Origin of the sequence: Azohydromonas lata, from assembly GCF_034427735.1 — a bacterium.
In the GTDB taxonomy this organism is placed as follows: Bacteria; Pseudomonadota; Gammaproteobacteria; order Burkholderiales; family Burkholderiaceae_C; genus Azohydromonas; species Azohydromonas lata.
Genome location: NZ_JAXOJX010000018.1, coordinates 76,445 through 97,781, shown reverse-complemented (window position 1 = coordinate 97,781; position 21,337 = coordinate 76,445). Strand labels below are relative to the sequence as shown.

Annotated in this window: 19 protein-coding genes; 4 read left to right on the top strand and 15 right to left on the bottom strand. The window is 70.2% G+C overall.

The window, feature by feature from the left end; all coding sequences use genetic code 11:
* Positions 1–26 precede the first annotated feature (26 nt).
* The 7 genes from gshA to SM757_RS12820 form a co-directional block, all read right to left on the bottom strand.
* A complete protein-coding gene (gene gshA, locus SM757_RS12850) occupies positions 27–1,310 on the bottom strand; it encodes a glutamate--cysteine ligase (protein WP_322465765.1) in 1,284 nt (427 codons plus the stop codon).
* A 129-nt stretch (positions 1,311–1,439) separates the two neighbouring features.
* On the bottom strand, positions 1,440–1,835 hold the full coding sequence (locus SM757_RS12845) for a VOC family protein (protein ID WP_066337577.1): 396 nt from the start codon (positions 1,833–1,835) through the stop codon (positions 1,440–1,442).
* Positions 1,836–1,866: 31 nt separating this feature from the next.
* A complete protein-coding gene (locus SM757_RS12840; protein ID WP_322465764.1) occupies positions 1,867–2,241 on the bottom strand; it encodes a ribbon-helix-helix domain-containing protein in 375 nt (124 codons plus the stop codon).
* A 48-nt stretch (positions 2,242–2,289) separates the two neighbouring features.
* Complete coding sequence (locus tag SM757_RS12835) at positions 2,290–3,858, bottom strand: GMC family oxidoreductase (RefSeq protein WP_322465763.1); 1,569 nt, start codon at positions 3,856–3,858, stop codon at positions 2,290–2,292.
* Between the two features lie 77 nt (positions 3,859–3,935).
* Positions 3,936–4,556, bottom strand: coding sequence for a gluconate 2-dehydrogenase subunit 3 family protein (locus SM757_RS12830; RefSeq protein ID WP_322465762.1), 621 nt, complete (start codon positions 4,554–4,556; stop codon positions 3,936–3,938).
* Between the two features lie 212 nt (positions 4,557–4,768).
* The gene (locus SM757_RS12825; RefSeq protein ID WP_322465761.1) at positions 4,769–7,021 is read right to left on the bottom strand and encodes a PhoX family protein; all 2,253 of its coding nucleotides are present in this window, start codon (positions 7,019–7,021) and stop codon (positions 4,769–4,771) included.
* A gap of 133 nt (positions 7,022–7,154) precedes the next feature.
* Complete coding sequence (locus SM757_RS12820) at positions 7,155–8,006, bottom strand: PPK2 family polyphosphate kinase (RefSeq protein WP_084267571.1); 852 nt, start codon at positions 8,004–8,006, stop codon at positions 7,155–7,157.
* Between the two features lie 289 nt (positions 8,007–8,295).
* On the opposite strand from SM757_RS12820, the gene SM757_RS12815 reads away from it, so the two are divergent.
* Positions 8,296–8,946 carry a hypothetical protein gene (locus SM757_RS12815; protein WP_322465760.1) on the top strand — a complete coding sequence of 217 codons (651 nt, stop codon included), beginning with the start codon at positions 8,296–8,298 and terminating at the stop codon, positions 8,944–8,946.
* Between the two features lie 38 nt (positions 8,947–8,984).
* Here the strand turns inward: SM757_RS12815 and sixA are convergent, their stop codons facing one another.
* Positions 8,985–9,449 carry a phosphohistidine phosphatase SixA gene (gene sixA / locus SM757_RS12810; RefSeq protein WP_066337588.1) on the bottom strand — a complete coding sequence of 155 codons (465 nt, stop codon included), beginning with the start codon at positions 9,447–9,449 and terminating at the stop codon, positions 8,985–8,987.
* A gap of 47 nt (positions 9,450–9,496) precedes the next feature.
* On the bottom strand, positions 9,497–11,593 hold the full coding sequence (gene ppk1, locus SM757_RS12805) for a polyphosphate kinase 1 (RefSeq protein WP_322465775.1): 2,097 nt from the start codon (positions 11,591–11,593) through the stop codon (positions 9,497–9,499).
* A 326-nt stretch (positions 11,594–11,919) separates the two neighbouring features.
* Between ppk1 and SM757_RS12800 the strand changes: the two genes are divergently transcribed.
* Entirely contained in the window at positions 11,920–12,594 is a 675-nt protein-coding gene (locus SM757_RS12800) for a winged helix-turn-helix transcriptional regulator (protein ID WP_066337589.1), read from the top strand.
* Between the two features lie 391 nt (positions 12,595–12,985).
* Here the strand turns inward: SM757_RS12800 and phoB are convergent, their stop codons facing one another.
* The 6 genes from phoB to pstS all read right to left on the bottom strand — a co-directional run bounded on the left by phoB (position 12,986) and on the right by pstS (position 18,394).
* Positions 12,986–13,699 carry a phosphate regulon transcriptional regulator PhoB gene (phoB, locus tag SM757_RS12795; RefSeq protein WP_322465759.1) on the bottom strand — a complete coding sequence of 238 codons (714 nt, stop codon included), beginning with the start codon at positions 13,697–13,699 and terminating at the stop codon, positions 12,986–12,988.
* Positions 13,700–13,733: 34 nt separating this feature from the next.
* Positions 13,734–14,441 carry a phosphate signaling complex protein PhoU gene (gene phoU / locus SM757_RS12790; protein WP_322465758.1) on the bottom strand — a complete coding sequence of 236 codons (708 nt, stop codon included), beginning with the start codon at positions 14,439–14,441 and terminating at the stop codon, positions 13,734–13,736.
* A gap of 31 nt (positions 14,442–14,472) precedes the next feature.
* Entirely contained in the window at positions 14,473–15,285 is an 813-nt protein-coding gene (pstB, locus tag SM757_RS12785; protein WP_322465757.1) for a phosphate ABC transporter ATP-binding protein PstB, read from the bottom strand.
* 8 nt (positions 15,286–15,293) lie between these two features.
* Positions 15,294–16,178: a phosphate ABC transporter permease PstA gene (pstA, locus tag SM757_RS12780; RefSeq protein ID WP_066343653.1), complete on the bottom strand. Its 885-nt coding sequence runs from the start codon at positions 16,176–16,178 to the stop codon at positions 15,294–15,296.
* Between the two features lie 8 nt (positions 16,179–16,186).
* Positions 16,187–17,212, bottom strand: a complete 1,026-nt coding sequence (gene pstC / locus SM757_RS12775; RefSeq protein ID WP_322465756.1) for a phosphate ABC transporter permease subunit PstC — start codon at positions 17,210–17,212, stop codon at positions 16,187–16,189.
* Between the two features lie 126 nt (positions 17,213–17,338).
* Complete coding sequence (pstS, locus tag SM757_RS12770; protein ID WP_066341803.1) at positions 17,339–18,394, bottom strand: phosphate ABC transporter substrate-binding protein PstS; 1,056 nt, start codon at positions 18,392–18,394, stop codon at positions 17,339–17,341.
* Positions 18,395–18,671: 277 nt separating this feature from the next.
* On the opposite strand from pstS, the gene SM757_RS12765 reads away from it, so the two are divergent.
* Entirely contained in the window at positions 18,672–20,168 is a 1,497-nt protein-coding gene (locus SM757_RS12765; protein ID WP_322465755.1) for a Ppx/GppA phosphatase family protein, read from the top strand.
* A gap of 4 nt (positions 20,169–20,172) precedes the next feature.
* Complete coding sequence (locus SM757_RS12760) at positions 20,173–21,279, top strand: transporter (protein WP_322465754.1); 1,107 nt, start codon at positions 20,173–20,175, stop codon at positions 21,277–21,279.
* The last annotated feature ends 58 nt before the right edge of the window (positions 21,280–21,337 follow it).

Here is a 21,337-nt window from a genome sequence, read left to right as displayed (position 1 = left end):
CACCCCGCCCCGCCCTGCCCCTTCTCTCAAGCCGCCTCGCAAGCCTTCACCGGCGCCTGCTCTGCCTCCAGCTCCCGGCTGGCCGCCAGCGTGGCCAGCCGCGCGATCACGGCATACGGATAGAAGCGGTTGGCGCCGCCCACGCCCTCGCCCGGCTGGCCTTCCGCGCAGGCCATGGAAACGAAGCGCGCACCCGGCGCGTTGAGGTTCTCGTCCACCCCGCGCTCGGCGTGCGTGCGGTAGAAGCCGCCCGCCACCTGGCCGTCCATCAGGTAGACCACCGGCTCGGCCATGGCCTCGCCCACGCGCTCGCAGGTGGGCACGCCCTCCTGCACGATCACGGACGTGGTGCGCTGGCCGTCCTTGATCACGTCCATCTTGTTGCGCGTGCGGCGGTTGAGCTTGTCCAGCTCCGCCGCGTTGCGCACCGTCATCACGCCCATGCCGTAGGTGCCGTTGTCGGCCTTGACGATGGCAAACGGCTCATCCGCCACGCCCAGCGCGCGGTACTTGTGCCGCACGCGCGTGAGCAGCGCGTCCACGCGCGCCTGCAGCGCCTCCAGGCCCGTGCCGGAGCTGAAGTCCAGGCCGTCGCAGGCTTCGAAGTCGGGGGTGATGAGCCACTCGTCCAGCCCAATGGCCTCGCCCAGCTCGCGCGCCACCTCGGCGTAGCGGGCGAAGTGCGTGGTCTTGCGCCGCACGTGCCAGCCCGCATGCAGCGGCGGCAGCACGGGCTGATCGCGCAAGCCCTGGAGCTGCGGCGGGATGCCGGCGCTCAGGTCGTGGTTGAGCAGCACCAGGCCGGGGTCGAAGCCAGGCAGGCCCAGGCGGCCGTGCTCGCGCTGGACGGGCTCCAGCAGCACGCTGCCGCCGTCCGGCAGCTCCACCGCCAGGGGCTCGGCGAGCTCGGGCAGCACGCTGCCCACGCGCACGTCCATGCCGCCGGCCAGCAGCGCCTGGCGCAGCCGCGCGACGTTGGAGAGGTAGTGCAGGTTGCGCGTGTGGTTCTCGGGGACGAGCAGCACGCGGCGGTTGCAGGGCGCCGCGCGCCGCAGCGCGCCGGCCGCGGCCTCGGCCGCGCGCTCCAGCATGCGCGGCGTCAGGTTGTTCCAGCCGCCGGGAAAGAGGTTGGTGTCCACGGGTGCCAGCTTGAAGCCGGCGTTGCGCACGTCCACGGAGGAATACACCGGCGGCCGGTGCACCGCCCATTGGCGGGTGAACCAGCGTTCGATGTCGGGGGCTGCATTGAGCAGCCGCTTTTCCAGTGCGCCCAGCGGGCCGCTGAGCGCCGTGAGGAGATGAGGGGCCATGGGGAGATGCTCCAGCTCAACCGTGAAGAAACGGTGACCAAGCCCTTGGCAAGGGCTCCAGACGGCACGGCCCCGTGGCCCGCCGCCCCGGGGCAGCGAGCCCGGGGCAGCACCGGACTTTCGAGAGATTTACTGGTAGTGGCCGTGGCGCTCCAGGACTTCGATCTTGTAGCCGTCCGGGTCCTGGATGAAGAAGAAGCGCGCCAGCAGCTCCTCGCCGACCTTGAATTCCTTGATGGCCAGCGGCGCGAAACCCGCCTCCACCAATTCCGCGTGCTTCTGGGCCACGCTGTCCACGGCCACCGCCACGTGGCCGTAGCCGTCGCCGTGGGTATAGGGCTCCTCGCGGCCCTTGTTCCAGGTCAGCTCGATTTCAAAATCGTTCTCGGGATTGCGCAAATACACCAGCGAAAAATCGGGGAAATCCAGCCGGTGCGCGGGCGTGAGATTCAGCACCTGGCGGTAGAAATTCAGCGAGGCGTCCAGGTCGCGGACGCGAATCATGGTATGGATGATTTTGGCCATATATGCGTTCGGTGCGTTCAGGGGGAGATGGTCAGTGCGTGCTCTGAGGGAAAGCCGGGCCGGTGCCGTCCAGGAGATGCCCGTCGAGCGGGCCGCCGAGGGCGCCGTCAATCGGGCCGCCGGGCTGGTGGCCTTCGGCCGCGTCCAATTTGCGCCGAAGATAGCGCAGGCATGTCACCCGCAGGAAAGAGGCGAAATTCTGCACGTCGCCGCGGTGGCGCAATATCTCGTCATGAAATTGGGCGATCAGCGCATTGGTGGTGACGCCCTCTTCGGCCGCCAGCGCCGCCAGCGTGTCCCACATGAAGTTTTCCATGCGGATGCTGGTGGACACGCCGCGGATGCGCACGGTGCGGGTACGCGATTCGTAAAGAATCGGATCGGCGGATACGAAGAATTCACACATGCTGTCTCCGGGTATTTTTATCCGGCCGATTTTACCGGCCGGCCGCAATTAGATCGCGCGCTGGGTCATTTGCCCGGCGATGTACTCGGCCTGGCGAATGGCCAGGGTCACGATGGTCAGCGTCGGGTTTTCCGCGCCGCCGCTGGTGAACTGGCTGCCGTCGCTGATGAAGAGGTTGCTGATGTCGTGCGTCTGGCCGTGCTTGTTGCACACGCCGTCGGCCGCGCGCGCGCTCATGCGGCAGGTGCCCAGGTTGTGCGTGGAGGGGTAAGGCGGCGTGCGGAAGGTGCGTATCGCCCCGGCGGCCTGGTAGACGCGCTCGCCCTGCGTGAAGGCGTGGTTGCGCATGGCCGCGTCGTTGGGGTGGTCGTCGTAGTGCACGTTGGGCACGGGGTTGCCCCACTGGTCCTTGACGTCGGTGTTGAGCGTGACGCGGTTGGTCTCGCGCGGCATGTCTTCGCCCACCAGCCACATGCCGGCGAGCTGGGTGTAGTGCTCCATCCACCACGCGAAATCCTCGCCCCAGCCGCCCGGATTCAGGAAGGCGGCCATGAAGGGAATGCCCAGCGACAGCGTTTCCATCTCGTAGCCGCCGGCAAAGCCGCGGCGCGTGTCGTGCCCGGCCTCGTCGCGGACGATCCCGGCCATGGTGGTGCCGCGGTACATGTGCACCGGGTCCTTGAAGGCGGCGTAGACCGAGCCCGTCATGTGCCGCATGTAGTTGCGGCCGACCTGGCCGGAGGAGTTGGCCAGGCCGTCCTTGAACAGGTTGGAGGCCGACAGCAGCAGCAGCCGCGGCGTCTCGATGGAGTTGCCCGCCACGCAGACGATGCGGGCCTTCTGGCGCTGCTCCTTGCCGTCCTTGTCGAAGTAGACGACGCCCGTGGCCTTGCCCTTGGCGTCGTGCTCGATGCGCGAGACGTGGCACTGGCTGCGCAGCTCGAAGTTGCCCGTGGCCTCGGCCTTGGGCAGCTCGGTGTAGAGGGTGGACCACTTGGCGCCGCTCTTGCAGCCCTGGAAGCAGAAGCCCAGCTGCATGCAGCGCCCGCGCCCGTCGCGCGGCTGGCTGTTGATGGCCATGTTGCCGGTGTGCACCTCCTTGTAGCCCAGCCGCGTGGCGCCGTTGTAGAGCACCTTGAAGTTGTTGTTGCCGGGCAGGCCGGGAATGCCGTTGGTGCGCGTCACGCCCATCTTGTCCTCGGCGCGGGCGTAGTAGGGCTCCAGCTCCTTGAGCGTGAGCGGCCAGTCCAGCAGGTTGGCGTCCTTGATGCCGCCGTACTCGCTGCGGATGCGGAACTCGTGCTCCTGCAAGCGCAGCGAGGCGCCGGCCCAGTGCGTGGTGGTGCCGCCCACGGTCTTGCAGATCCAGGCCGGCAGCCCGGCGAAATCCTTGGCCACGCGCCAGGTGCCGGAGGTGGTGCGCTTGTCCAGCCAGGCGAGCTGGCTGAACGACTTCCACTCGTCGTTGATGAAGCTGGCGTTGGACTGTGGCGCGCCCGCCTCCAGGACGACGACCTTGATGCCCTTTTGGCACAGCTCGTTGGCCAGCGTGCCGCCGCCCGCGCCGGAGCCGATGATGACGACGACGGAGTCGTCCGAGAAATCGAATGCAGCCATGGAGGTCTCCGCCCCGGCCGGTGCCTGGCCGGCCTGGCCTGTTGTGCTGGTGAAGTGCGGTCTTGCGCCGTGCGCGCTCAGCCCATGTAGGGCTTGGGGCTGGCCGACAGCGGCGGCGCGGGCAGCCACTTCAGGTCCTGGAAGCCGCGGGTGATGTAGCCGCCCTTGTCCCACGACGAGCCGGGGTAGCCGAAGGCGGCGAAGGCCATGTCGTTGTCGTACAGCGACGTGACGCACTTGCCGCGCACGTTGTTGAAGAAGGGCTGCCCCTCCATGGACTTGACGGCCTGCAGCCGCCGCGCCGGGCTGGCCTTGGCGAAGCTGCCGCCGGCCAGGTGGTCCAGCGAGGCGATGCCGTCCTGCAGTTGCTTGGCCATGTCGGCGTTGTCGCCGGCCGCCGCATCCAGGTCCTTGGCCAGCAGCGCATACACGGCGTCGGGCAACTTGGCATGCGGGTAGAGCACGCGGCCCATGAGCAGCAGGGTCTGGCCCTGCGCTTGGGACAGGGTCTTCAGCTCCACGGCCCAGGCCGTGGAGGGGGCCAGCAGCGCCAGCGGGCTGCCGGCGGCCAGGGTGCCCATCAGGATGCCGGAGCCGCGCAGCAGGCTGCGCCGCGTCAGCGGCAGCGCGAGCTTGGGCACTTCGCCGCTGGGTTCTTCACAGCCCTGGCCGGCTGCGGCCAAAGGAATCACTTTCATGGTGGCGTCTCCTGCGTGGCGGCTTGTCCCCGCCGCTTTTCCGGGTAGGTGCCCAGACTTTAGGAAACGCCTCCCCCGGCCAGGGCATAGCCTGATACCTACAGGGAAAGTCCCAGGCGGGAGAAGGCCGCAAGAGGTCTCAAGGCGGGCTTCTCCTGCGCGCAGGGACATGCCGATGCAGGCGCGATGCACGCGCCTGCCCGGGCGTGGGCTCAGATGCCGATCTCGCCGCCGTCCGTGCGCGTCACCACCACCGTGGCCGAGCGCGGGCGCCGCGTGGAGGCGGCGTTGGTTTGGCGGTCCGGCCAGTGGCTGGTGGGCGCGGCCAGCGTGCCGTCCTCGCCCGGGTGCTGGACGTTGAAGAACAGCGTCTTGTGGTCCGGCGTCAGCGCGATGCCCGTGATCTCGCACTCCACTGGCCCAACCAGGAAGCGGCGCACGGTCTGCTCGGTTGCGTTGGCACCCTTGCGCGTGACGGCGCCGCCCGCGGCGGTGGCGCTGCCGCCGTCGCCTACCCGGCCCGGCACCGCCGCCAGCATCATGCAGTTGGTCACGTCGGTGTAGGCGCCGTCGTCGGTCTGTATCCACAGCAGGCCGCGCTCGTCGAAGTGCAGGCCGTCGGGGCTGGAGAAGTCGTTGACGGCGGTGAGGCCGGAGAGGTTGACGTCCGCCGCCGCGTCGGATTGCGCGCCGAAGAGGTAGACGTCCCACGCGAAGCTCGCGGCGGCGTTGCCGGTGCCGGCCTCGCGCCAGCGGATGATGTGGCCGTTGACGTTGCCCGCGCTGTTGCGGGTGCTGCCGTCGGCGTTGGCGTAGGTGTCGGTGTAGGCGCGCGGGTTGGCGGCATCGACCTTCACCTGGCTGCCGCTGGGCGTGGCGGTGGCCGCGACGCGGTTGCTGTTGTTGGTGAGGGTCATGTAGGCCTCGCCGTTGAGCGGGTTCACGCCGCCCCACTCCGGCCGGTCCATCTTGGTGGCGCCCAGCACGTCGGCGGCCAGCCGCGCGTGCGTCACCACGTCGGCCTGGTCGGCGAAGGCGTAGGTGGCGTTGGCGGCGGTCAGGCCGTTCTTGCCGTGGGTGAGCTCCAGCCACTGGCCGCTGCCGTCGGCATTGAAGCGGGCCACGTACAGCGTGCCCTCGTCGAGGTACTTGGCGCCCGCGGCCACGCCGCCGCCCACGTCCTTGGCGTCCCACGGCGCCTTGGAGACGAACTTGTAGATGTACTCGCCGCGCGAGTCGTCGCCCATGTAGATCACGATGGGCTGGCCGGCCACGGCCGGCGCGGGCCAGGCGCCCTCGTGGTTGAAGCGGCCCAGCGCCGTGCGCTTCACCGGCGTGGCGTCCGGGTTGAAGGGGTCGATTTCCACGACCCAGCCGAAGGTGTTGAACACGTTGCGGTAGTCGGCGCTGGCGCTGGCGCCGGTGACGGAGGAGCTCCAGCGCGCGAAGAGGTCGTCGCTGCCGGCCGTGTCCCAGAGGTAGGGGCTGCGGCGGTTTTGCGGCAGGCCGTAGCGCGCGAGGGCCACGATCTCCTTGGGCGTGCGCAGCGCGTCGTCGTTGGCGGCGCGCGCGAGCACGTTGAGGTAGTTCTCCTCGCAGGTCAGGTAGGTGCCCCAAGGGGTGTAGCCGTTGGCGCAGTTGTTGTTGGTGCCGCGCGCCTTCACGCCGGTGGGCGAGAACTTGGTGGCCATGAGCGCGCTGCCGCGGGCCGGGCCGGCGATGTCCATCTCGGTGGCCGAGGTGACGCGGCGGTTGTAGCGCGAGCCGCGCACCAGGCTCATGGCCGTGCCCGCGGCGCCGCGGCGCACCTCGCAGATGCTCACGCCGTGGGCGTAGATCTCCTTTTCCACCTCGGCGGGCACGGTGCGCACGTTGTCCACGATGGTGCGGCCGTTGGGGTGCAGCGCGTAGGGGCCCACGACGTACTCGTGGTTCACGCACAGCAGCCCGCGGTCGGAGCGGTCGGCCTGGTAGGCACCGGCCTCGCTCAGGCCGAAGTAGTGCATGCCGTCATGGCCGTCGCCGATGCGGCGGTTGTAGGAGTCGGCGCTTTCGCTGCCGTTGTCGGCCCAGGAGGCGTCGCCCCAGTGCAGCGGGTCGCCCAGCGCGTGCAGCACGCTGACCTGGTAGCCCGCCGGCACGGTGACGAGGTCGTTCCTGTTCTTGGCCACGGCGGTGAAGCCCAGGGCCAGGGCCTTGGGCGTATCCACCGGCGTGGCGGGCGTGGCGGGCGTGGCGGGCGCGTCGTCGTCGCCGCTGCCGCCGCAGGCCGTGAGCGAGAGGCCGCCCAACAGCGCCCCGGCCGTGACGCTGACGCCGCCCCTGAGCGCCTGGCGGCGGCTCACCAGCCGCGCGGCCAATAAGTCGTTCATGTGCGCGTTGGCGCTGTGGTTGACGATCTCGTTGTCGTCGTAACCGTTGGGCTCGTCGGCGGGGGTGGCGGCGGGCGTGAAGCTGTGGTTCATCGGGGAACGCGTCGGTTGGGAAAGACCAGCGCATTCTTCGAAGCCTTCGTGTCAGTGCCGTGACGGCTTCAAGTCGCTTGCATGAAAGCCGCGCGCCGCCCCCCGGGATGCACGCCCGCCGCGCACGCACGCATCACTCGACGCGCACGTCCCTGAGCGCCGGGTCGCCTTCCGGGAAGCGCAGGTTCAGCGCCTTCAGGGCCCGCGCCACCAGCGTGGCGATCATGAGGTTGCGGTGGGTCTTGGAGTCCGCGGGCACCACGGTCCACGGCGCCCACGGGGTGCCGGTGGCGGACAGGGCGTCGGCGTAGGCGTCCTGGTAGGCGTCCCAGTGCTTGCGCACCTCCAGGTCTTCCGGCAGGAATTTCCAGTGCTTGGCCGGGTCGTCCAGGCGGTCCTGCAGCCGCAGGCGCTGCTCGTCGCGCGAGATGTGCAGCATGTACTTGAGGATGACGGTGCCGTGCTCGGTGAGCATGCGCTCGAAGTCGTTGATCTGCGCATAGCGCTGGGCGATCTGCTTGCCGGTGAGCTGGCGCTTGACCACGGGCACCAGCACATCCTCGTAGTGGCTGCGGTTGAACAGCACGATCTCGCCCGCGGCCGGCGCGCGTTGGTGGATGCGCCAGAGGAAGTCGTGCGAGCGCTCCTCCTCGGAGGGCGCGCGCCAGCTCACGGCGTGCACGCCCAAGGGCGTCATGCGGCCGAAGACGTGGCGCAGCGTGCCGTCCTTGCCGCAGGCGTCCATGCCCTGCACCACCACCAGCAGCTTGAAGCGGCGGTCGGCCCAGAAGAGGTTCTGCAGCCCGTCGAGCTCCTGCGCGAGCTCCTCCACCACGGCCTTGTCCTGCGCCTTGTCGCCCACCGAGAAGGGCTTATGACCCGGGTCCACCTTGGCGAGGTTGAAACGCGCCTTGGGGTCGGCATGCACCAGGCCGGCCAGGCGCTTGTCGTGGGCCGCGTCGCTGTCCTTGCTGGGCTTGCTCATGCGCGGCCCTCCGGCAAGGCGCAGCAGGGGGCGGCGGCGGGCCGCTTGGGCGGGACAGTGGAATGGGAAGCCATGCGTCACTCCTGGGTGGATCGTGGTTTCCATGCTGACAGCAAGGAGACGGCCTGCGGGCAAACCCCGGGGGCGCTGTCACGCAAGCTTCACGGGGCGCGCCTAGGCTGGCTTTTTTGCCGATGGCTGTTCCTCGCGCCGCCGGTCCATGGCGTGCATGCCTTGCGGCACGCGTCCTGCCCCGCCGGGTTTTCCAGCGTCCGCCCCGCCGCCAGACATGAACGCTGCCGCCACCTCCGCCCTGCTCCTGTGCACTGCTGAACCGGCCGTGCCGGCCCCTGACGGCGCCGCCGCCGTGAGTGCCGCCAACCTGCGCGACGCCGCGGTGGCGGCGCTGCAGCGCCAGTTCGGCTGCGACCTGGCGCAGGCGCGCCGCGTGCGCGAGGTGGCGCTGGCGCTGCACCGCGACGCCGCGCCGGACGCGGGGCTGGAAGAGTACCGCGAGCTGGCCTGGGCCTGCGCGCTGCACGAGCTGGGCCGCTGCATCTCGCACCACGACCACCACCGCCACGGCGCCTACCTGGTGGAGCACGCCGACGCGGCGGGTTTCACCGCTGCGCAGCAGCGGCGGCTGGCCGATCTGGTCCTGGCGCAGCGCGGCGGCTTGAAGAAGCTGGAAGCGGCGCTGGCGCGCCGCCCCTTCGCGCGCCAGGTGCTGTGCCTGCGCCTGGCCGCCATACGCTGCCACGCCCGCCGCGACGTAGCCGGCCCACGGCTGCGCCTGCAGACACTGGGCGGGCGGCGCCACGCGCTGCGCTGGGAGCGGGCCAGCCCGCCGGCCGATCCGCGCACGCTCCACCTGCTGCAGGAGGAGGTGGCGCTGTGGGCGCAGCAGGGGCCGCTGGAGCTGCTGCTGCAAGCGCCCTGAGCGCGCGGGCCGTGACGGCGCCGTCGTGCGGCCTGCCCTTACAGGTGCGACGGCGAGCGCACGGCCAGCAGCGCGACCTGGCGCTGGCCGTCCTTGTCGCGGCAGCGCAGCCACCACGCGGCGCCCTTGCGGATGCTCCAGGCTTGGGCGGTGCCCGCGAGCAGGTAGGCCGCCGCGAGCCCCAGCGTGGGCTGGTGGCCCACGACCAGCACGGGCTCCTTGGCGTCAGGCCAGCGCGCCGCGTCCAGCAGGCCGTCCACCGTGCCGTCCGGCGCCAGCGCGGCCACGGTCTTGAAGCGGCGCTCCAGCGCCTGCGCCGTCTGTTGCGTGCGCACGGCCGGGCTCACCAGCACGCGCGTGCTGGCGGGCAGCACCTGGTTGAGCCACTGCGCCATGCGCGCGGCATGGCGCTCGCCCTTGGGCGTGAGGGCGCGGGCCAGGTCGTCGGTGTCGCCCTCGCGCAGGTCGTGGGCTTCGGCGTGGCGCCACAGGATCAGGTCCATCGCTCGATCTCCTGTTGATCAGCTCTTGTTCAGCCTGTGGCCGGCCTTCAGCTCTGGTAGCGGTTCATCAGTGCCTGCTGCGCGCCGGGGCGGCCGGGCTCGGCCAGGCTCGTCCAGCTGCCGTCGCTGTGCAGCGCCCAGGCGTCGCGGGCGTCGTGCAGGTAGGGCACCAGGCATTCGTCGATCACGCGCTGGCGCATCGCCGCATCGCGCAGCGGCCAGGCGATCTCCACGCGGCGCAGCATGTTGCGGCTCATCCAGTCGGCGCTGCTGAGGTAGATGGCTTCGTCCTCCTCCGACTTGCCCCAGCGGAAGTAGAAGACCCGCGTGTGCTCCAGGAAGCGGCCCACCACCGAGCGCACGCGGATGTTGTCGCTCACGCCCGCCAGGCCCGGCGGCAGCATGCAGGCGCCGCGGATGACGAGGTCTATGCGCGCCCCGGCGCGGCTGGCCATGACCAGCGCGTCGATGAGCAGCGGGTCGGTGAGCGCGTTGCACTTGACCACCACGCGCGCGGGCAGCCCCGCGAACGCCGCCTGCGTGACCTGCACCAGGTGGTCCAGCATGGCGGCCTGCAGCGCGAAGGGCGCGGCCAGCAGCCGGTGCAGCCGGCCCAGCTCCACCTGGCCGGTGAGCTGCTGGAAGACGGCGTCCACGTCGGCGGCCAGCTCGGGGTCGGCGGTGAGGCAGCCCAGGTCCGTGTAGAGCCGCGCGGTGCGGGCGTTGTAGTTGCCGGTGGACAGGTGCACGTAGCGGCGCAGCACGGTGGCTTCGCGCCGCCCCTGCCCCGTGCCGCTGCGCTCGCGCCGCGTCACCAGCAGCAGCTTGGCGTGGGTCTTGAGGCCCACGATGCCGTAGACCACCTGCGCGCCCACGGCCTCCAGGCGCTCGGCCCAATTGATGTTGGCCTCCTCGTCGAAGCGGGCCTTGAGCTCCACGACGACGGTCACCTCCTTGCCGCGGCGCGCGGCCTCCAGCAGCAGCTCCATCAGCACGGACTCGGTGCCGGTGCGGTAGATGGTCTGCTTGATGGCGAGCACGTCCGGGTCCTGCACCGCCTCGCGCAGGAACTGCACCACGGGCTCGAAGCTCTCGAACGGGTGGTGCAGCAGCATGGGGCCCTGCTGCAGCCGCTCGAACATGGAGCCCCCGCGCGGCAGGCTGGCCGGCCAGGCCGGCTCCCAGGGCGGAAAGCGCAAGGCGCGCGCGTCGGCCTGGTCGATGAGCTCGTTGAGCCGCACGAGGTTGACCGGGCCGTTGACCCGGTACAGCGCCCAGGGCGCCAGTTGGAACTGCTGCAGCAGGAACTGCACCAGCGTCTCCGAGCAGCTGTCCACCACCTCCAGCCGCACGGCCTGGCCGAAGTGGCGGGTGTAGAGGCCGGTGCGCAGGGCCTGGCGCAGGTTGGTGGCGTCGTCCTCGTCCACCTCCAGGTCGGAGTCGCGCGTGACGCGGAACTGCGAGAAGGCCAGCACCTCGCGCCCGGGGAAAAGCTCCTTGAGGTGCGCGCGTATCACGCTGCTGAGCAGGACGAAGGCCTGCCTGCCCTCGGCCAGCTCGTCGGGCAACTGGATCACGCGGGGCAGCACGCGCGGCACCTTGACGATGGCAATCGCGTTCTCGCGGCCGAAGGCGTCGCGCCCGCCGAGCTGGACGATGAAGTTCAGCGTCTTGTTGGCCACCGTCGGGAAGGGGTGTGCCGGGTCCAGCCCAACGGGCACCAGCAGCGGCCGCACCTGCGCCGCGAAGAACTGCGCCACCCAGCGCCGCTGCGCCTCGTTGCGCTGCGAGTGCTGCAGCACCACCAGCCCCTCGCGGGCCAGGGCGGGCATGACCTCGTCGTTGAACACGGCGTACTGCTGGTCCACGAGGGCGCGGGCCTCGGCGGCCACGGCCTGCACCTCGCCGGTGGAGACGGCCGTGCCGGGCAGCCGGGCGGCTTCCATCACGTCGGCAAAGCGGACCTCGAAGAACTCGTCGAGGTTGGAGGAGACGATGGTGACGTAGCGCAGCCGCTCCAGCAGCGGCACGTCCTCGCGCCGCGCCTGTGCCAGCACGCGGCGGTTGAAGGCCAGGATGGCCTTTTCGCGCTCCAGCAACACCAGTGGCGGGGTCAGCTCCGCCGGGTCCAGGAATGCCGTCATGTCGCCGGAAAGCGGGAAATCGTTCATGCAAACCACTCTATGAACCGATTAAGACAGCAATGTGACAAGGCGGGCCGGACTTGAGGAAAAGCATTTCATCCCCCTGGAAATCGGGATGGTGGGCATGGCCAGGGCTGGGCATGCGGCATTCCTTGACGCCGCCGGCGTGTGCGTCTTGGGGGTGTCAAGAGACTGTCACATCGCGGCTTCACCATGGCGGTTTGGGCCCGACGTCTGGCGTTGGGCGTTAAAGGAATCGCTTGCCCATGACCATGCCCGGATCTGCCGCAGCCGCTCCTCGACAACCGGTTCCCAGGTCCGTCCTGGTGATCATCGAGAACCCCGCCATTCGCGAGCTCGTGGCCTCGCACCTGCAGCACGCGCGGCTGCTGCCCATCCTGGCCGCCTCGGCGCAGGAGGGGCGGCAGCTTGCGGGCGAGGTGCGGCCGGACGCGGTGCTGGTGGATGCGGACTCACCCGCCGCCGCCGCCTGGCTGGACGCCGCGGGCGCCGCGGCGGACGACATCGCGCCCACGCTGGTGTTGTCGTCCCAGGCCCGCGGCGACGAGCAGGCCGGCAGCCGCCGGCTGTGGATAGAGAAGCCCTTCGTGCCGCGCGAGGTGGTGCGCTGCCTGGGTGAGCAGCTCAACAGCCGCCCGCCGGTGGCGCCGGCCCCGCCGGAAGCCACCCTGCGGCTGGGCCCGCTGGAGCTGGACACGCTGCGCCACGAAGTGCGCGTGGCGCGCGGGCAGAAGGTGGACGTGGTGTCGCTGCCGCGCGCGGAGCTGGAGCTGCTGCGCTGCCTGATGGAGCACCAGGGCCGCGTGGTCAGCCGCGAGCAGATCATCGCCGCCACCTGGGGGCCGGATCACGCCGTGGACGTGCGCACCGTGGACCAGAACATCAAGCGGCTGCGCAAGCACCTCGACGGCGGGCGCGGGCGCTCGATGATCCAGACGCAGCGCGGGTATGGGTACAGGCTCAACTTCGGGGCGGGGTGAGGTGGGGGCGACGATTTTCTCGCTGTCGGATGGGATGTCGCCTGCCGCCTGCTGCTAGGCGTTCGCTGTTCGCTGTTCGCTGTTCGCTGTTCGTCCTCAGCCCTCAGCCGGAAACTGACGGGCAGCGCACCTCAAGCCGTCATTCCCGCGAAGGCGGGAATCCAGGCGGCCCCCAAGCCGGCCGCCAGCTCACCCGTCGGCGTACCAGGGCCTAACCTTGGCTTGCCTGCGTCATTTCTACGCTTAGGCGTGGGACCGCCTGGATTCCCGCCTTCGCGGGAATGACGAGGTAGAGGGCGTGGCTTGGTGTCTCGCGGCTTGCGTTCTACGTCTACGGCCTGGGCTGTACGGGCCTGTCTTTGGGTGAAGGCAAGCGCTCAGCCCTCAGCCCTCAGCCCGCCACCGCCTCCACGCTCTGCGCCATCCGGTACCCCGCCCCGCGCACCGTCTCTATCAGCGCCGCGCAGTCCACCGGCGCCAGCGCCTCGCGCAGGCGTTTCACGTGCACGTCCACCGTGCGTTCCTCGATGAAGACGTGGTCGCCCCACACCTTGTCCAGCAACTGCGCGCGGGTGTGCACGCGCTGCGGGTGCGCCATCAGGAAGTGCAGCAGCCGGAACTCCGTGGGCCCCAGCTTGACGTCGCGCACGCTGCCCTCCACCGCGCGCGTGACGCGCCGCGTGGCCGGGTCCAGGCGCAGGCCGCCCACCTCCACGGCCGCCTCCAGCGCCTCGGGCGCGCGGCGGCGCAGCACGGCGCGCATGCGCGCCATCAGCTCCGACATGGAGAACGGCTTGACGAGGTAGTCGTCCGCGCCGGCGTCCAGGCCGTTGACCCGGTCGGACTCGTCCGTGCGGGCCGTGAGCATGATGATGGGCAGCTCGCGCGTGCGCGCGTCGCTCCTCCACTGCCGCGCCAGCGCCACGCCGGAGCGGCCGGGCAGCATCCAGTCCAGCAGCACCAGGTCCGGCAGCACGCGGTCCACCGCCGCGACGGCGGACTCGGCGTCCATCACCACCCGCACCTCATGCCCGGCATGGCGCAGGTTCATTGCAAGCAGCTCGGCGATCGCCGGCTCGTCTTCCACCACCAGCACGTCACTCACGGCCGGACTCCCCAGACAACTTCAAAAAATCCCGTCAGCGCACGGCGTTTTCGACCGCTTCCAGGGAAGCGTGCCGCACGTCCGTACCCTTGACGACGTAGATGATCACCTCGGCCAGGTTCTTGGCGTGGTCGCCCACGCGCTCGATGGCCTTGGCGACGAACACGAGGTCGATGCTCGCCGAGATGGTGCGCGGGTCTTCCATCATGTAGGTGATGAGCTTGCGCAGCAGGCCGTCGAACTCCTGGTCGATCTGGTCGTCCTGCTTGAGCACTTCCAGGGCGCGCGCCGTGTCCAGCCGGGCGAAGGCGTCCAGCGCCTTGCGCAGGCTGATCATGGCCAGCTCCGCTTCATAGGCCAGGTCGGCCACGGGCACGCGCATGCGCGTCGAGAGGCCCGCCTTGATGAGCTGCTGCACCGTGCGCGCGATGCGCGCGGCCTCGTCGCCCACGCGCTCCAGGTTGGCGATGGCCTTGCTCACGGCGATGAGCAGCCGCAGGTCGCGCGCCGTGGGCTGGCGCCGCGCGATGACGGCGGAGAGGTCGCGGTCGATCTCCAGCTCCATGCCGTTGACCATGACCTCGCGCTCCAGCACCTGCGAGGCGGTCTCCTGGCTGAAGTTGGAGAGCGCGTACATGGCTTGCGCCATCTGCGCCTCCACCATGCCGCCCATCTCCAGCACGCGGTTGGAGATGGCGCCCAACTCGGCATCGAACTCGGACGAAAGGTGTTTGTCGGCCATCTTGGCTCCTCCTGCAGTTGCGCGCGCAGCTTCAGCCGAAGCGGCCGGTGATGTAGTCCTCGGTGTCCTTCTTGCGCGGCTTCATGAACAGCTCCGCGGTCGGACCGAACTCCACCAGGTCGCCCAGGTACATGTAGGCCGTGTAGTCCGAGCAGCGCGCGGCCTGCTGCATGTTGTGCGTGACGATGACCACGGTGTAGTCGCTCTTGAGCTCGTGGATGAGCTCCTCGATCTTGCCGGTGGAAATCGGGTCCAGCGCCGAGCAGGGCTCGTCCAGCAGCAGCACTTCGGGGCGGATGGCGATGCCGCGCGCAATGCACAGCCGCTGCTGCTGGCCGCCGGAGAGGCCCGCGCCGCTTTGGCTCAGCTTGTCCTTGACCTCGTTCCACAGCGCGGCCTTGCGCAGCGCCCATTCGACGCGCTCGTCCATCTCCACGCGCGGCAGGTTCTCGAACAGCCGCACGCCGAAGGCGATGTTGTCGTAGATGGACATGGGGAACGGCGTGGGCTTCTGGAACACCATGCCGACCTTGGCGCGGATGAGGCTCACGTCCAGGCCGGAGGTCAGGATGTCCTGGCCGTCCAGCAGGATCTGCCCTTCCGTGCGCTGCTCCGGATAGAGCTCGTACATGCGGTTGAAGGTGCGCAGCAGCGTGCTCTTGCCGCAGCCCGACGGGCCGATGAAGGCCGTGACCTTCTTTTCGGGAATGTCGAGGTTGACGTGCTTGAGCGCGAGGAAGTTGCCGTAATAGAAGCGCAGGTCCCGCACGGAGAGCTTGGCTTTCTCATAGGCGGGCAGCGCGTAATCGAGCACGGCCCTTTTTTCAGCGACGGCAGCGGTCATGGTGTGTGTCAATGCTTTTGCCGCAGCAGCACGCGCGCGGCGATGTTGAGCGCGAGCACGCCCAGCGTGATGAGGAAGACGCCCGCCCAAGCCAGCTCCTGCCAGTTCTGGTAGGGGCTCATGGCGAACTTGAAGATGGTCACCGGCAGGCTGGCCATGGGGTCGGAGAGGTCGGCGCTCCAGAACTGGTTGGACAGCGCGGTGAAGAGCAGCGGCGCGGTCTCGCCGGAAACACGGGCCAGCGCCAGCAGCACGCCGGTGAGCACGCCGGAGCGTGCGGCCTTGAGCGTGACGTCGCCAATCACCTTCCACTTGGGCGTGCCCAGGGCGTAGGCCGCCTCGCGCAGCGCGTTGGGCACCAGCGAGAGCATGTTTTCCGTGGTGCGCACGACGATGGGAATGACGATGAGCGTAAGCGCCAGCACGCCGGCCCAGCCGCTGAAGCCCTTGGTCGTGGCCACTACCACCGAGTAGACGAAGAGGCCGATGACGATGGAGGGCGCCGACAGCAGGATGTCGTTGATGAAGCGCGTGGCCGCGCCCAGCAGGCCTTTGCGGCCGTACTCGGCGAGGTAGATGCCGGCCATCACTCCGATGGGCGTGCCGATGAGCGTGGCCAGGCCGACCATGAGCAGCGAGCCCATGAGGGCGTTGGCCAGGCCGCCGCCCTCGGACTGCGGCGCGGGCGTCATCTGCGTGAACACGTGCAGCGACAGCGCGGGCAGGCCCAGGCGCAGCGTCTCCCACAGGATCCAGATCAGCCAGAACACGCCGAAGGCCATGGCGGCCAGCGCCATGGCCAGGGCGATGGCGTTGACGCGCTTGCGCGCGCGGTGCTTGGCCAGGCGGCGGTCCGGCGCGGTGGTGGCGGGCGCGGTCGGGGTGGGGGACATGGGGGCGTTCACGTGCGCGCTCCTTCATGGCGCTGCAGCCGCTTGAGCAGCAGGCGCGACAGGACCAGGATCACGAAGGTGATGAAGAACAGCACCAGGCCCAGGTAGATCAGCGAGGCCTGGTGCAGGCCCTCGCCGGCCTCGGCGAACTCGTTGGCCAGCGCGCTGGTGATGCTGTTGGCCGGCTCGAACAGCGAGAGCGAGCCGAGCTGGTTCATGTTGCCGATGACGAAGGTGACGGCCATGGTCTCGCCGATGGCGCGGCCCAGGCCCAGCATGATGCCGCCCACCACGCCCGTCTTGGTGTAGGGCAGCACGACCTTGGAGACCACTTCCCAGGTGGTGGCGCCCAGGCCATAGGCCGACTCCTTGAGCATGGGCGGCGTGACCTCGAAGACGTCGCGCATCACGGAGGCGATGAAGGGAATGATCATGATGGCCAGGATGATCCCGGCCGACAGCAGGCCCAGGCCGACGGGCGGGCCCTGGAACAGTTGTCCCAGCAACGGCACGTTGCCGAAGGCCGCCTGCAGCGGCTGCTGGACGAAGCGCGCCAGCAGCGGGCCGAACACCAGCAGGCCCCACATGCCGTAGACGATGGAGGGCACGGCCGCCAGCAGCTCCACCGCGGTGCCCAGCGGGCGCTTGAGCCAGCCCGGGGCCAGCTCGGTGAGGAAAACGGCGATGCCGAAGCTCACCGGCACGGCGATCAGCAGCGCGATGGCCGAGCTCGCCAGCGTGCCCCAGATCATCACCAGGCCGCCGAAGTGCTCCAGCACCGGGTCCCATTCGCTGGTCCACAGGAAGCCCAGGCCGTAGGCCTTGATGGCCGGCGCGGCGCCGATGACCAGCGACACGATGATGCCCACCAGCAGCGCCAGCACCAGCACGGCGGCGGCGTGGGCTGCGGCGGAGAAGAGGCGGTCCGGCCAGGGCGAGAAGCGGGGCTGCGATGGGGGCGAGGACAGGGGTGCGGTGCGTTGCCGGGAGGCGAGGTCGCGCAGGTGGCCCGTCGTCGGCATGGGAGTGCTCATGGGCCTCCTTGCGTCCTTGGGTCGCGGCTTGGCCATGGGGGGTGGCGATCCGCGAGGTGTTGGGGGGTACTGCCGGGGCGGGCCGCCGCCGCGCGGCGGCGCGGGCGGCGGCCTGGCAACGGCGTGTCAGTTGGCGGCGGCCAGCGCCTTGCCGTCGGCGCTCTTGATGCCGCTCCACTGCTTGCGCACCAGCACCTTCACGGCCTGGGGCAGCGACACGTATTCCAGCTCGGTGGCCATGGCGTCGCCGTTGGCGTAGGCCCAGTCGAAGAACTTCAAGGCCGCGGCGGCGTTGACGGGCTTCTCGGGCGTCTTGTGCATGAGGATGTAGGTGGCGCCGGTCAGGGGCCAGGCGTCCTTGCCGGGCTGCTCGGTCAGCACCTGGTAGAAGGTCTTGGTCCAGTCGGCGCCGGCGGCGGCGGCCTTGAAGTTGAGGTCGTCGGGGGCGACGAAGTTGCCGGCCTGGTTCTTGAGCAGGGCATACGTCATCTTGTTCTGCTTGACGTAGGCGTACTCCACGTAGCCGATGGCGCCGGGCAGGCGCTGCACGAAGGCGGCCACGCCCTCGTTGCCCTTGCCGCCCGCGCCCGTGGGCCAGTTCACGGCGGTGCCCTCGCCCACCTTGGACTTCCACTCGGCGTTGACCTTGGAGAGGTAGTTGGTGAAGAGGAAGCTGGTGCCGGAGCCGTCGGCGCGGCGCACCACGGCGATGGCCTCGTCAGGCAGCGACACGCCCGGGTTGAGCGCCGTGATGGCCGCGTCGTTCCACTTGGTGATCTTGCCCAGGTAAATGTCGCCCAGCACCTGGCCGGTGAGCTTCAACTGGCCGGGCTGCAGGCCCTTGACGTTGACCACGGGCACCACGCCACCGATGACGGTGGGGAACTGCACCAGGCCGTCGGCGGCCAGCTCCTCGTCCTTGAGCGGCATGTCGGTGGCGCCGAAGTCCACCGTCTTGGCCTTGATCTGCTTGATGCCCGCGCCGGAGCCCACCGACTGGTAGTTCACGCGCACGCTGGCGGCCTTGTTGTAGGCCTCGGCCCACTTGGCGTAGATGGGCGCGGGGAAGGTGGCGCCGGCACCGGTGACGTCCTGGGCCTGCGCGTGGCCGGTGGCGGCGACGAACAGAGCACCGCAGGCCAGCGGCAGGGAAAAGGTGAAGCGGGCGGCAAGGCGTTTCATCACGACTCCTGGGTGAAAAGCGAATACCGGCAGACTAGTTGCGACATATGTCACTACCGTGACAAGCCGCGGGCGGCACCTGCGCCGTCGTGCGGGGGCAGCATGGGCACCACGGCCGCAAGCCCTTTCGCATGAGGCTTTGGCGGGTGTCATGGAGATGTCACCCGCATGCCTTAGGCTGGGCTTCACTACAACCCACAACACCGCGTGCTTGGGCCGCCTGCATGGCATGCGGCCTGCCCCGCGCAGCAGACCCTTGCAGAACCCGCCTCTTCCCATGAACCAAGCCACCTCGCTGCCGCTGGCAGCCATCGACATGGGCTCCAACAGCTTCCGGCTGGAGATCGGCCAGCTCAAGGGCGGGCGCTACCAGCGGCTGGACAGCCTCAAGGAAGTCGTGCGCCTGGGGGGCGGGCTGGACGCGCACGGCATGCTGCAGGAGGAGGCGGCTGAGCGCGGGCTGCAGACGCTGCGGCACTTCCGCGACCGGCTGGCGGGCTTCGAGCTGGGCGGGCTGCGCGCCGTGGCCACGCAGACGCTGCGCGAGGCGCGCAACCGCGACGCCTTCCTGCTGCGCGCCTGCGACGTGCTGGGCGCGCCGGTGGAGGTGATCTCCGGCCGCGAGGAGGCGCGCCTGATCTTCGTGGGCGTGGCGCAGTTGCAGCCCTCGGCGCTGCCGCGGCTGGTCATAGACATCGGCGGGCGCTCCACGGAGCTGGTGCTTGGGTGCGGGCGCACGCCGGGCGAGGCCGAGTCGTTCCAGGTCGGCAGCGTGTCGCTGTCGCAGCGCTACTTTGCCGAGGGCCTGCTCACCAAGGCCGCCTTCGAGGCTGCCCGCGTGGCGGCGCAGGCCGAGTTCGAGGAGGCCGAGACCAGCTTCGAGCCGCACATGTGGCAGGAGGCGCTGGGCTCCTCCGGCACGGCCGGCGCCGTGTCGCTGATGCTGGTGAACCACGGCATCACGGACGGGCGCATCACGCCCTCGGCGCTGAACTGGTGCATAGAGCGCTGCGTGGATGCCGGGCACATCGACCGGCTGCAGTTGCGCGGCCTGCGCGACGACCGCCGCCCGGTGATCGCAGGCGGGCTGTCCATCCTGGCCGCGCTGATGAGCGAGTTCGGCATCAAGGACATCGCCCCGGCCAAGGGCGCGCTGCGCCAGGGCGTGATCGTGGACCTGCACGAGCGCCAGCAAAGCGCCAGCGGCGAGGCGCCGGACCTGCGCGACGCCTCCGTGGCCGGGCTGCAGCGCCAGTTCCACTGCGACCTGGCGCAGGCGCGGCGCGTGCACGACGTGGCCATGGCGCTGCACCGCGACATCGCGGCCGACGCCTCGGCCGACGAGCGCCGCGAGCTGGCCTGGGCCTGCGCGCTGCACGAGGTTGGACGCTGCGTCTCGCACCACGACTTCCACCGCCACAGCGCCTACCTCATCGGCCACGTGGACGCGGCCGGCTTCTCGCAGAGCCAGCAGCGGCGCATTGCGGAGCTGGTGCTGGCGCAGCGCGGCGGGCTCAAGAAGGTGGAGGCCTCGCTGGCGCGGCGCTCCTTCGCGCGCCAGGCGCTGTGCCTGCGGCTGGCGGCCATCCGCTGCCATGCGCGGCGCGACAGCGAGGCGCCGCGGCTGCGCATGGACCCCGTCAACGCCACGCGCCACAACCTGCGCTGGGAGCCCGGCGACGTGCCGGCCGACCCGCGCACGCTGCACCTGCTGCGCGAGGAGATCGCGCAGTGGGGGCAGCAGGGGCACTTCACGCTCACGCTCAAGGCCTGAGCGCATGGCCGGCGAAGGCCGCGGCAGCGGGCTGGCCGACGGCACGCCGGCGGCGGCCAGGCCCGCCGCCGGCCCCGAGGCGCTGTACCGGCAGACGCTGGCCGGCTACGGCGCCGACGCCAACGGGCTGGTGTGCGGCTTTCATTTCCTGCCCGGCCAAAGCGGCGCGCCGCTGGGCACCGACGAGGCCCTGCGCTGGCTGCAGCGCCCAACCGACGACACGGACCCGGGCTTCGTCTGGCTGCACTTCAACCTCACCCACGCCAAGGCCCTGCCCTGGCTGCAGGCGCATGCGCGGCTGCCCGAGGGCTTTTTCGAAGTCATCAACGCGCTGGGCTCGCGCTCCACGCGCATCGAGCGCGACGGCCACACGCTGCTGGCGGTGCTCAACGACGTCACGTTCGACTTCTCCTTCGACCCCAACGACGTGGCCACGCTGTGGGTGAGCCTGGGGCCGCGGCTGGTGGTGAGCGCGCGGCGCCAGCCGCTGCGCGCGGTGGACCGGCTGCGCGCGGCCGTCAACCGCGGCGAGCCCATCGCCTCGACGGTGGCGCTGCTGGAGCACCTGCTGGGCGACCAGGCCGACGAGCTGCAGCGCATCCACCGCGCCGCCGCGGACCGGGTGGACGACATCGAGGACGAGCTGCTGGCGCGCCGCGGCACGCACCACGCCGGCGAGCTCGCGCGGCTGCGGCGGCTGACGGTGCGGCTACAGCGGCTGCTGGCGCCGGAGCCCACGGCGCTGCTGCGCGTGCTCGGCTCGCCGCCGCGCTGGATGGCGGCCGAGGAGCGCGAGCTGCTGCGCCACGCGGGCGAGGATTTTTCCGTGGTGCTGCGCGACGTGCTGGCGCTGCAGGAGCGCATCAAGCTGCTGCAGGACGAGGCCGCCGCCCACGTGGCCGAGCAGAACAACCGCAGCCTGTTCGCGCTGACCATGGTCACGGTGCTGGCGCTGCCCATCAACCTGGTGGCCGGGCTGATGGGCATGAACGTGGGCGGCATCCCGCTGGCCGACCACGGCCACGGCTTCTGGATCGTGGTGGCGTTGATCGCCGTGGTCACGGCCGTGCTGGCGCTTTTGGCGCTGCGCTGGTGGCGGCGGGCGCCGTGAGGCGCCGGCGAATCCGGCGTGCGGGCCCGTGAATATCGACGAGAAGGCGTCCGGCATC

Bases quoted from the DNA above. Each gene is read 5' to 3' on its own strand.
- gshA (WP_322465765.1), bottom strand. From the start codon at position 1,310: ATGGCCCCTCATCTCCTCACGGCGCTCAGCGGCCCGCTGGGCGCACTG.
- SM757_RS12845 (WP_066337577.1), bottom strand. From the start codon at position 1,835: ATGGCCAAAATCATCCATACCATGATTCGCGTCCGCGACCTGGACGCC.
- SM757_RS12840 (WP_322465764.1), bottom strand. From the start codon at position 2,241: ATGTGTGAATTCTTCGTATCCGCCGATCCGATTCTTTACGAATCGCGT.
- SM757_RS12835 (WP_322465763.1), bottom strand. From the start codon at position 3,858: ATGGCTGCATTCGATTTCTCGGACGACTCCGTCGTCGTCATCATCGGC.
- SM757_RS12830 (WP_322465762.1), bottom strand. From the start codon at position 4,556: ATGAAAGTGATTCCTTTGGCCGCAGCCGGCCAGGGCTGTGAAGAACCC.
- SM757_RS12825 (WP_322465761.1), bottom strand. From the start codon at position 7,021: ATGAACCACAGCTTCACGCCCGCCGCCACCCCCGCCGACGAGCCCAAC.
- SM757_RS12820 (WP_084267571.1), bottom strand. From the start codon at position 8,006: ATGAGCAAGCCCAGCAAGGACAGCGACGCGGCCCACGACAAGCGCCTG.
- SM757_RS12815 (WP_322465760.1), top strand. From the start codon at position 8,296: ATGAACGCTGCCGCCACCTCCGCCCTGCTCCTGTGCACTGCTGAACCG.
- sixA (WP_066337588.1), bottom strand. From the start codon at position 9,449: ATGGACCTGATCCTGTGGCGCCACGCCGAAGCCCACGACCTGCGCGAG.
- ppk1 (WP_322465775.1), bottom strand. From the start codon at position 11,593: ATGACGGCATTCCTGGACCCGGCGGAGCTGACCCCGCCACTGGTGTTG.
- phoU (WP_322465758.1), bottom strand. From the start codon at position 14,441: ATGGCCGACAAACACCTTTCGTCCGAGTTCGATGCCGAGTTGGGCGCC.
- pstB (WP_322465757.1), bottom strand. From the start codon at position 15,285: ATGACCGCTGCCGTCGCTGAAAAAAGGGCCGTGCTCGATTACGCGCTG.
- pstA (WP_066343653.1), bottom strand. From the start codon at position 16,178: ATGTCCCCCACCCCGACCGCGCCCGCCACCACCGCGCCGGACCGCCGC.
- pstC (WP_322465756.1), bottom strand. From the start codon at position 17,212: ATGAGCACTCCCATGCCGACGACGGGCCACCTGCGCGACCTCGCCTCC.
- pstS (WP_066341803.1), bottom strand. From the start codon at position 18,394: ATGAAACGCCTTGCCGCCCGCTTCACCTTTTCCCTGCCGCTGGCCTGC.
- SM757_RS12765 (WP_322465755.1), top strand. From the start codon at position 18,672: ATGAACCAAGCCACCTCGCTGCCGCTGGCAGCCATCGACATGGGCTCC.
- SM757_RS12760 (WP_322465754.1), top strand. From the start codon at position 20,173: ATGGCCGGCGAAGGCCGCGGCAGCGGGCTGGCCGACGGCACGCCGGCG.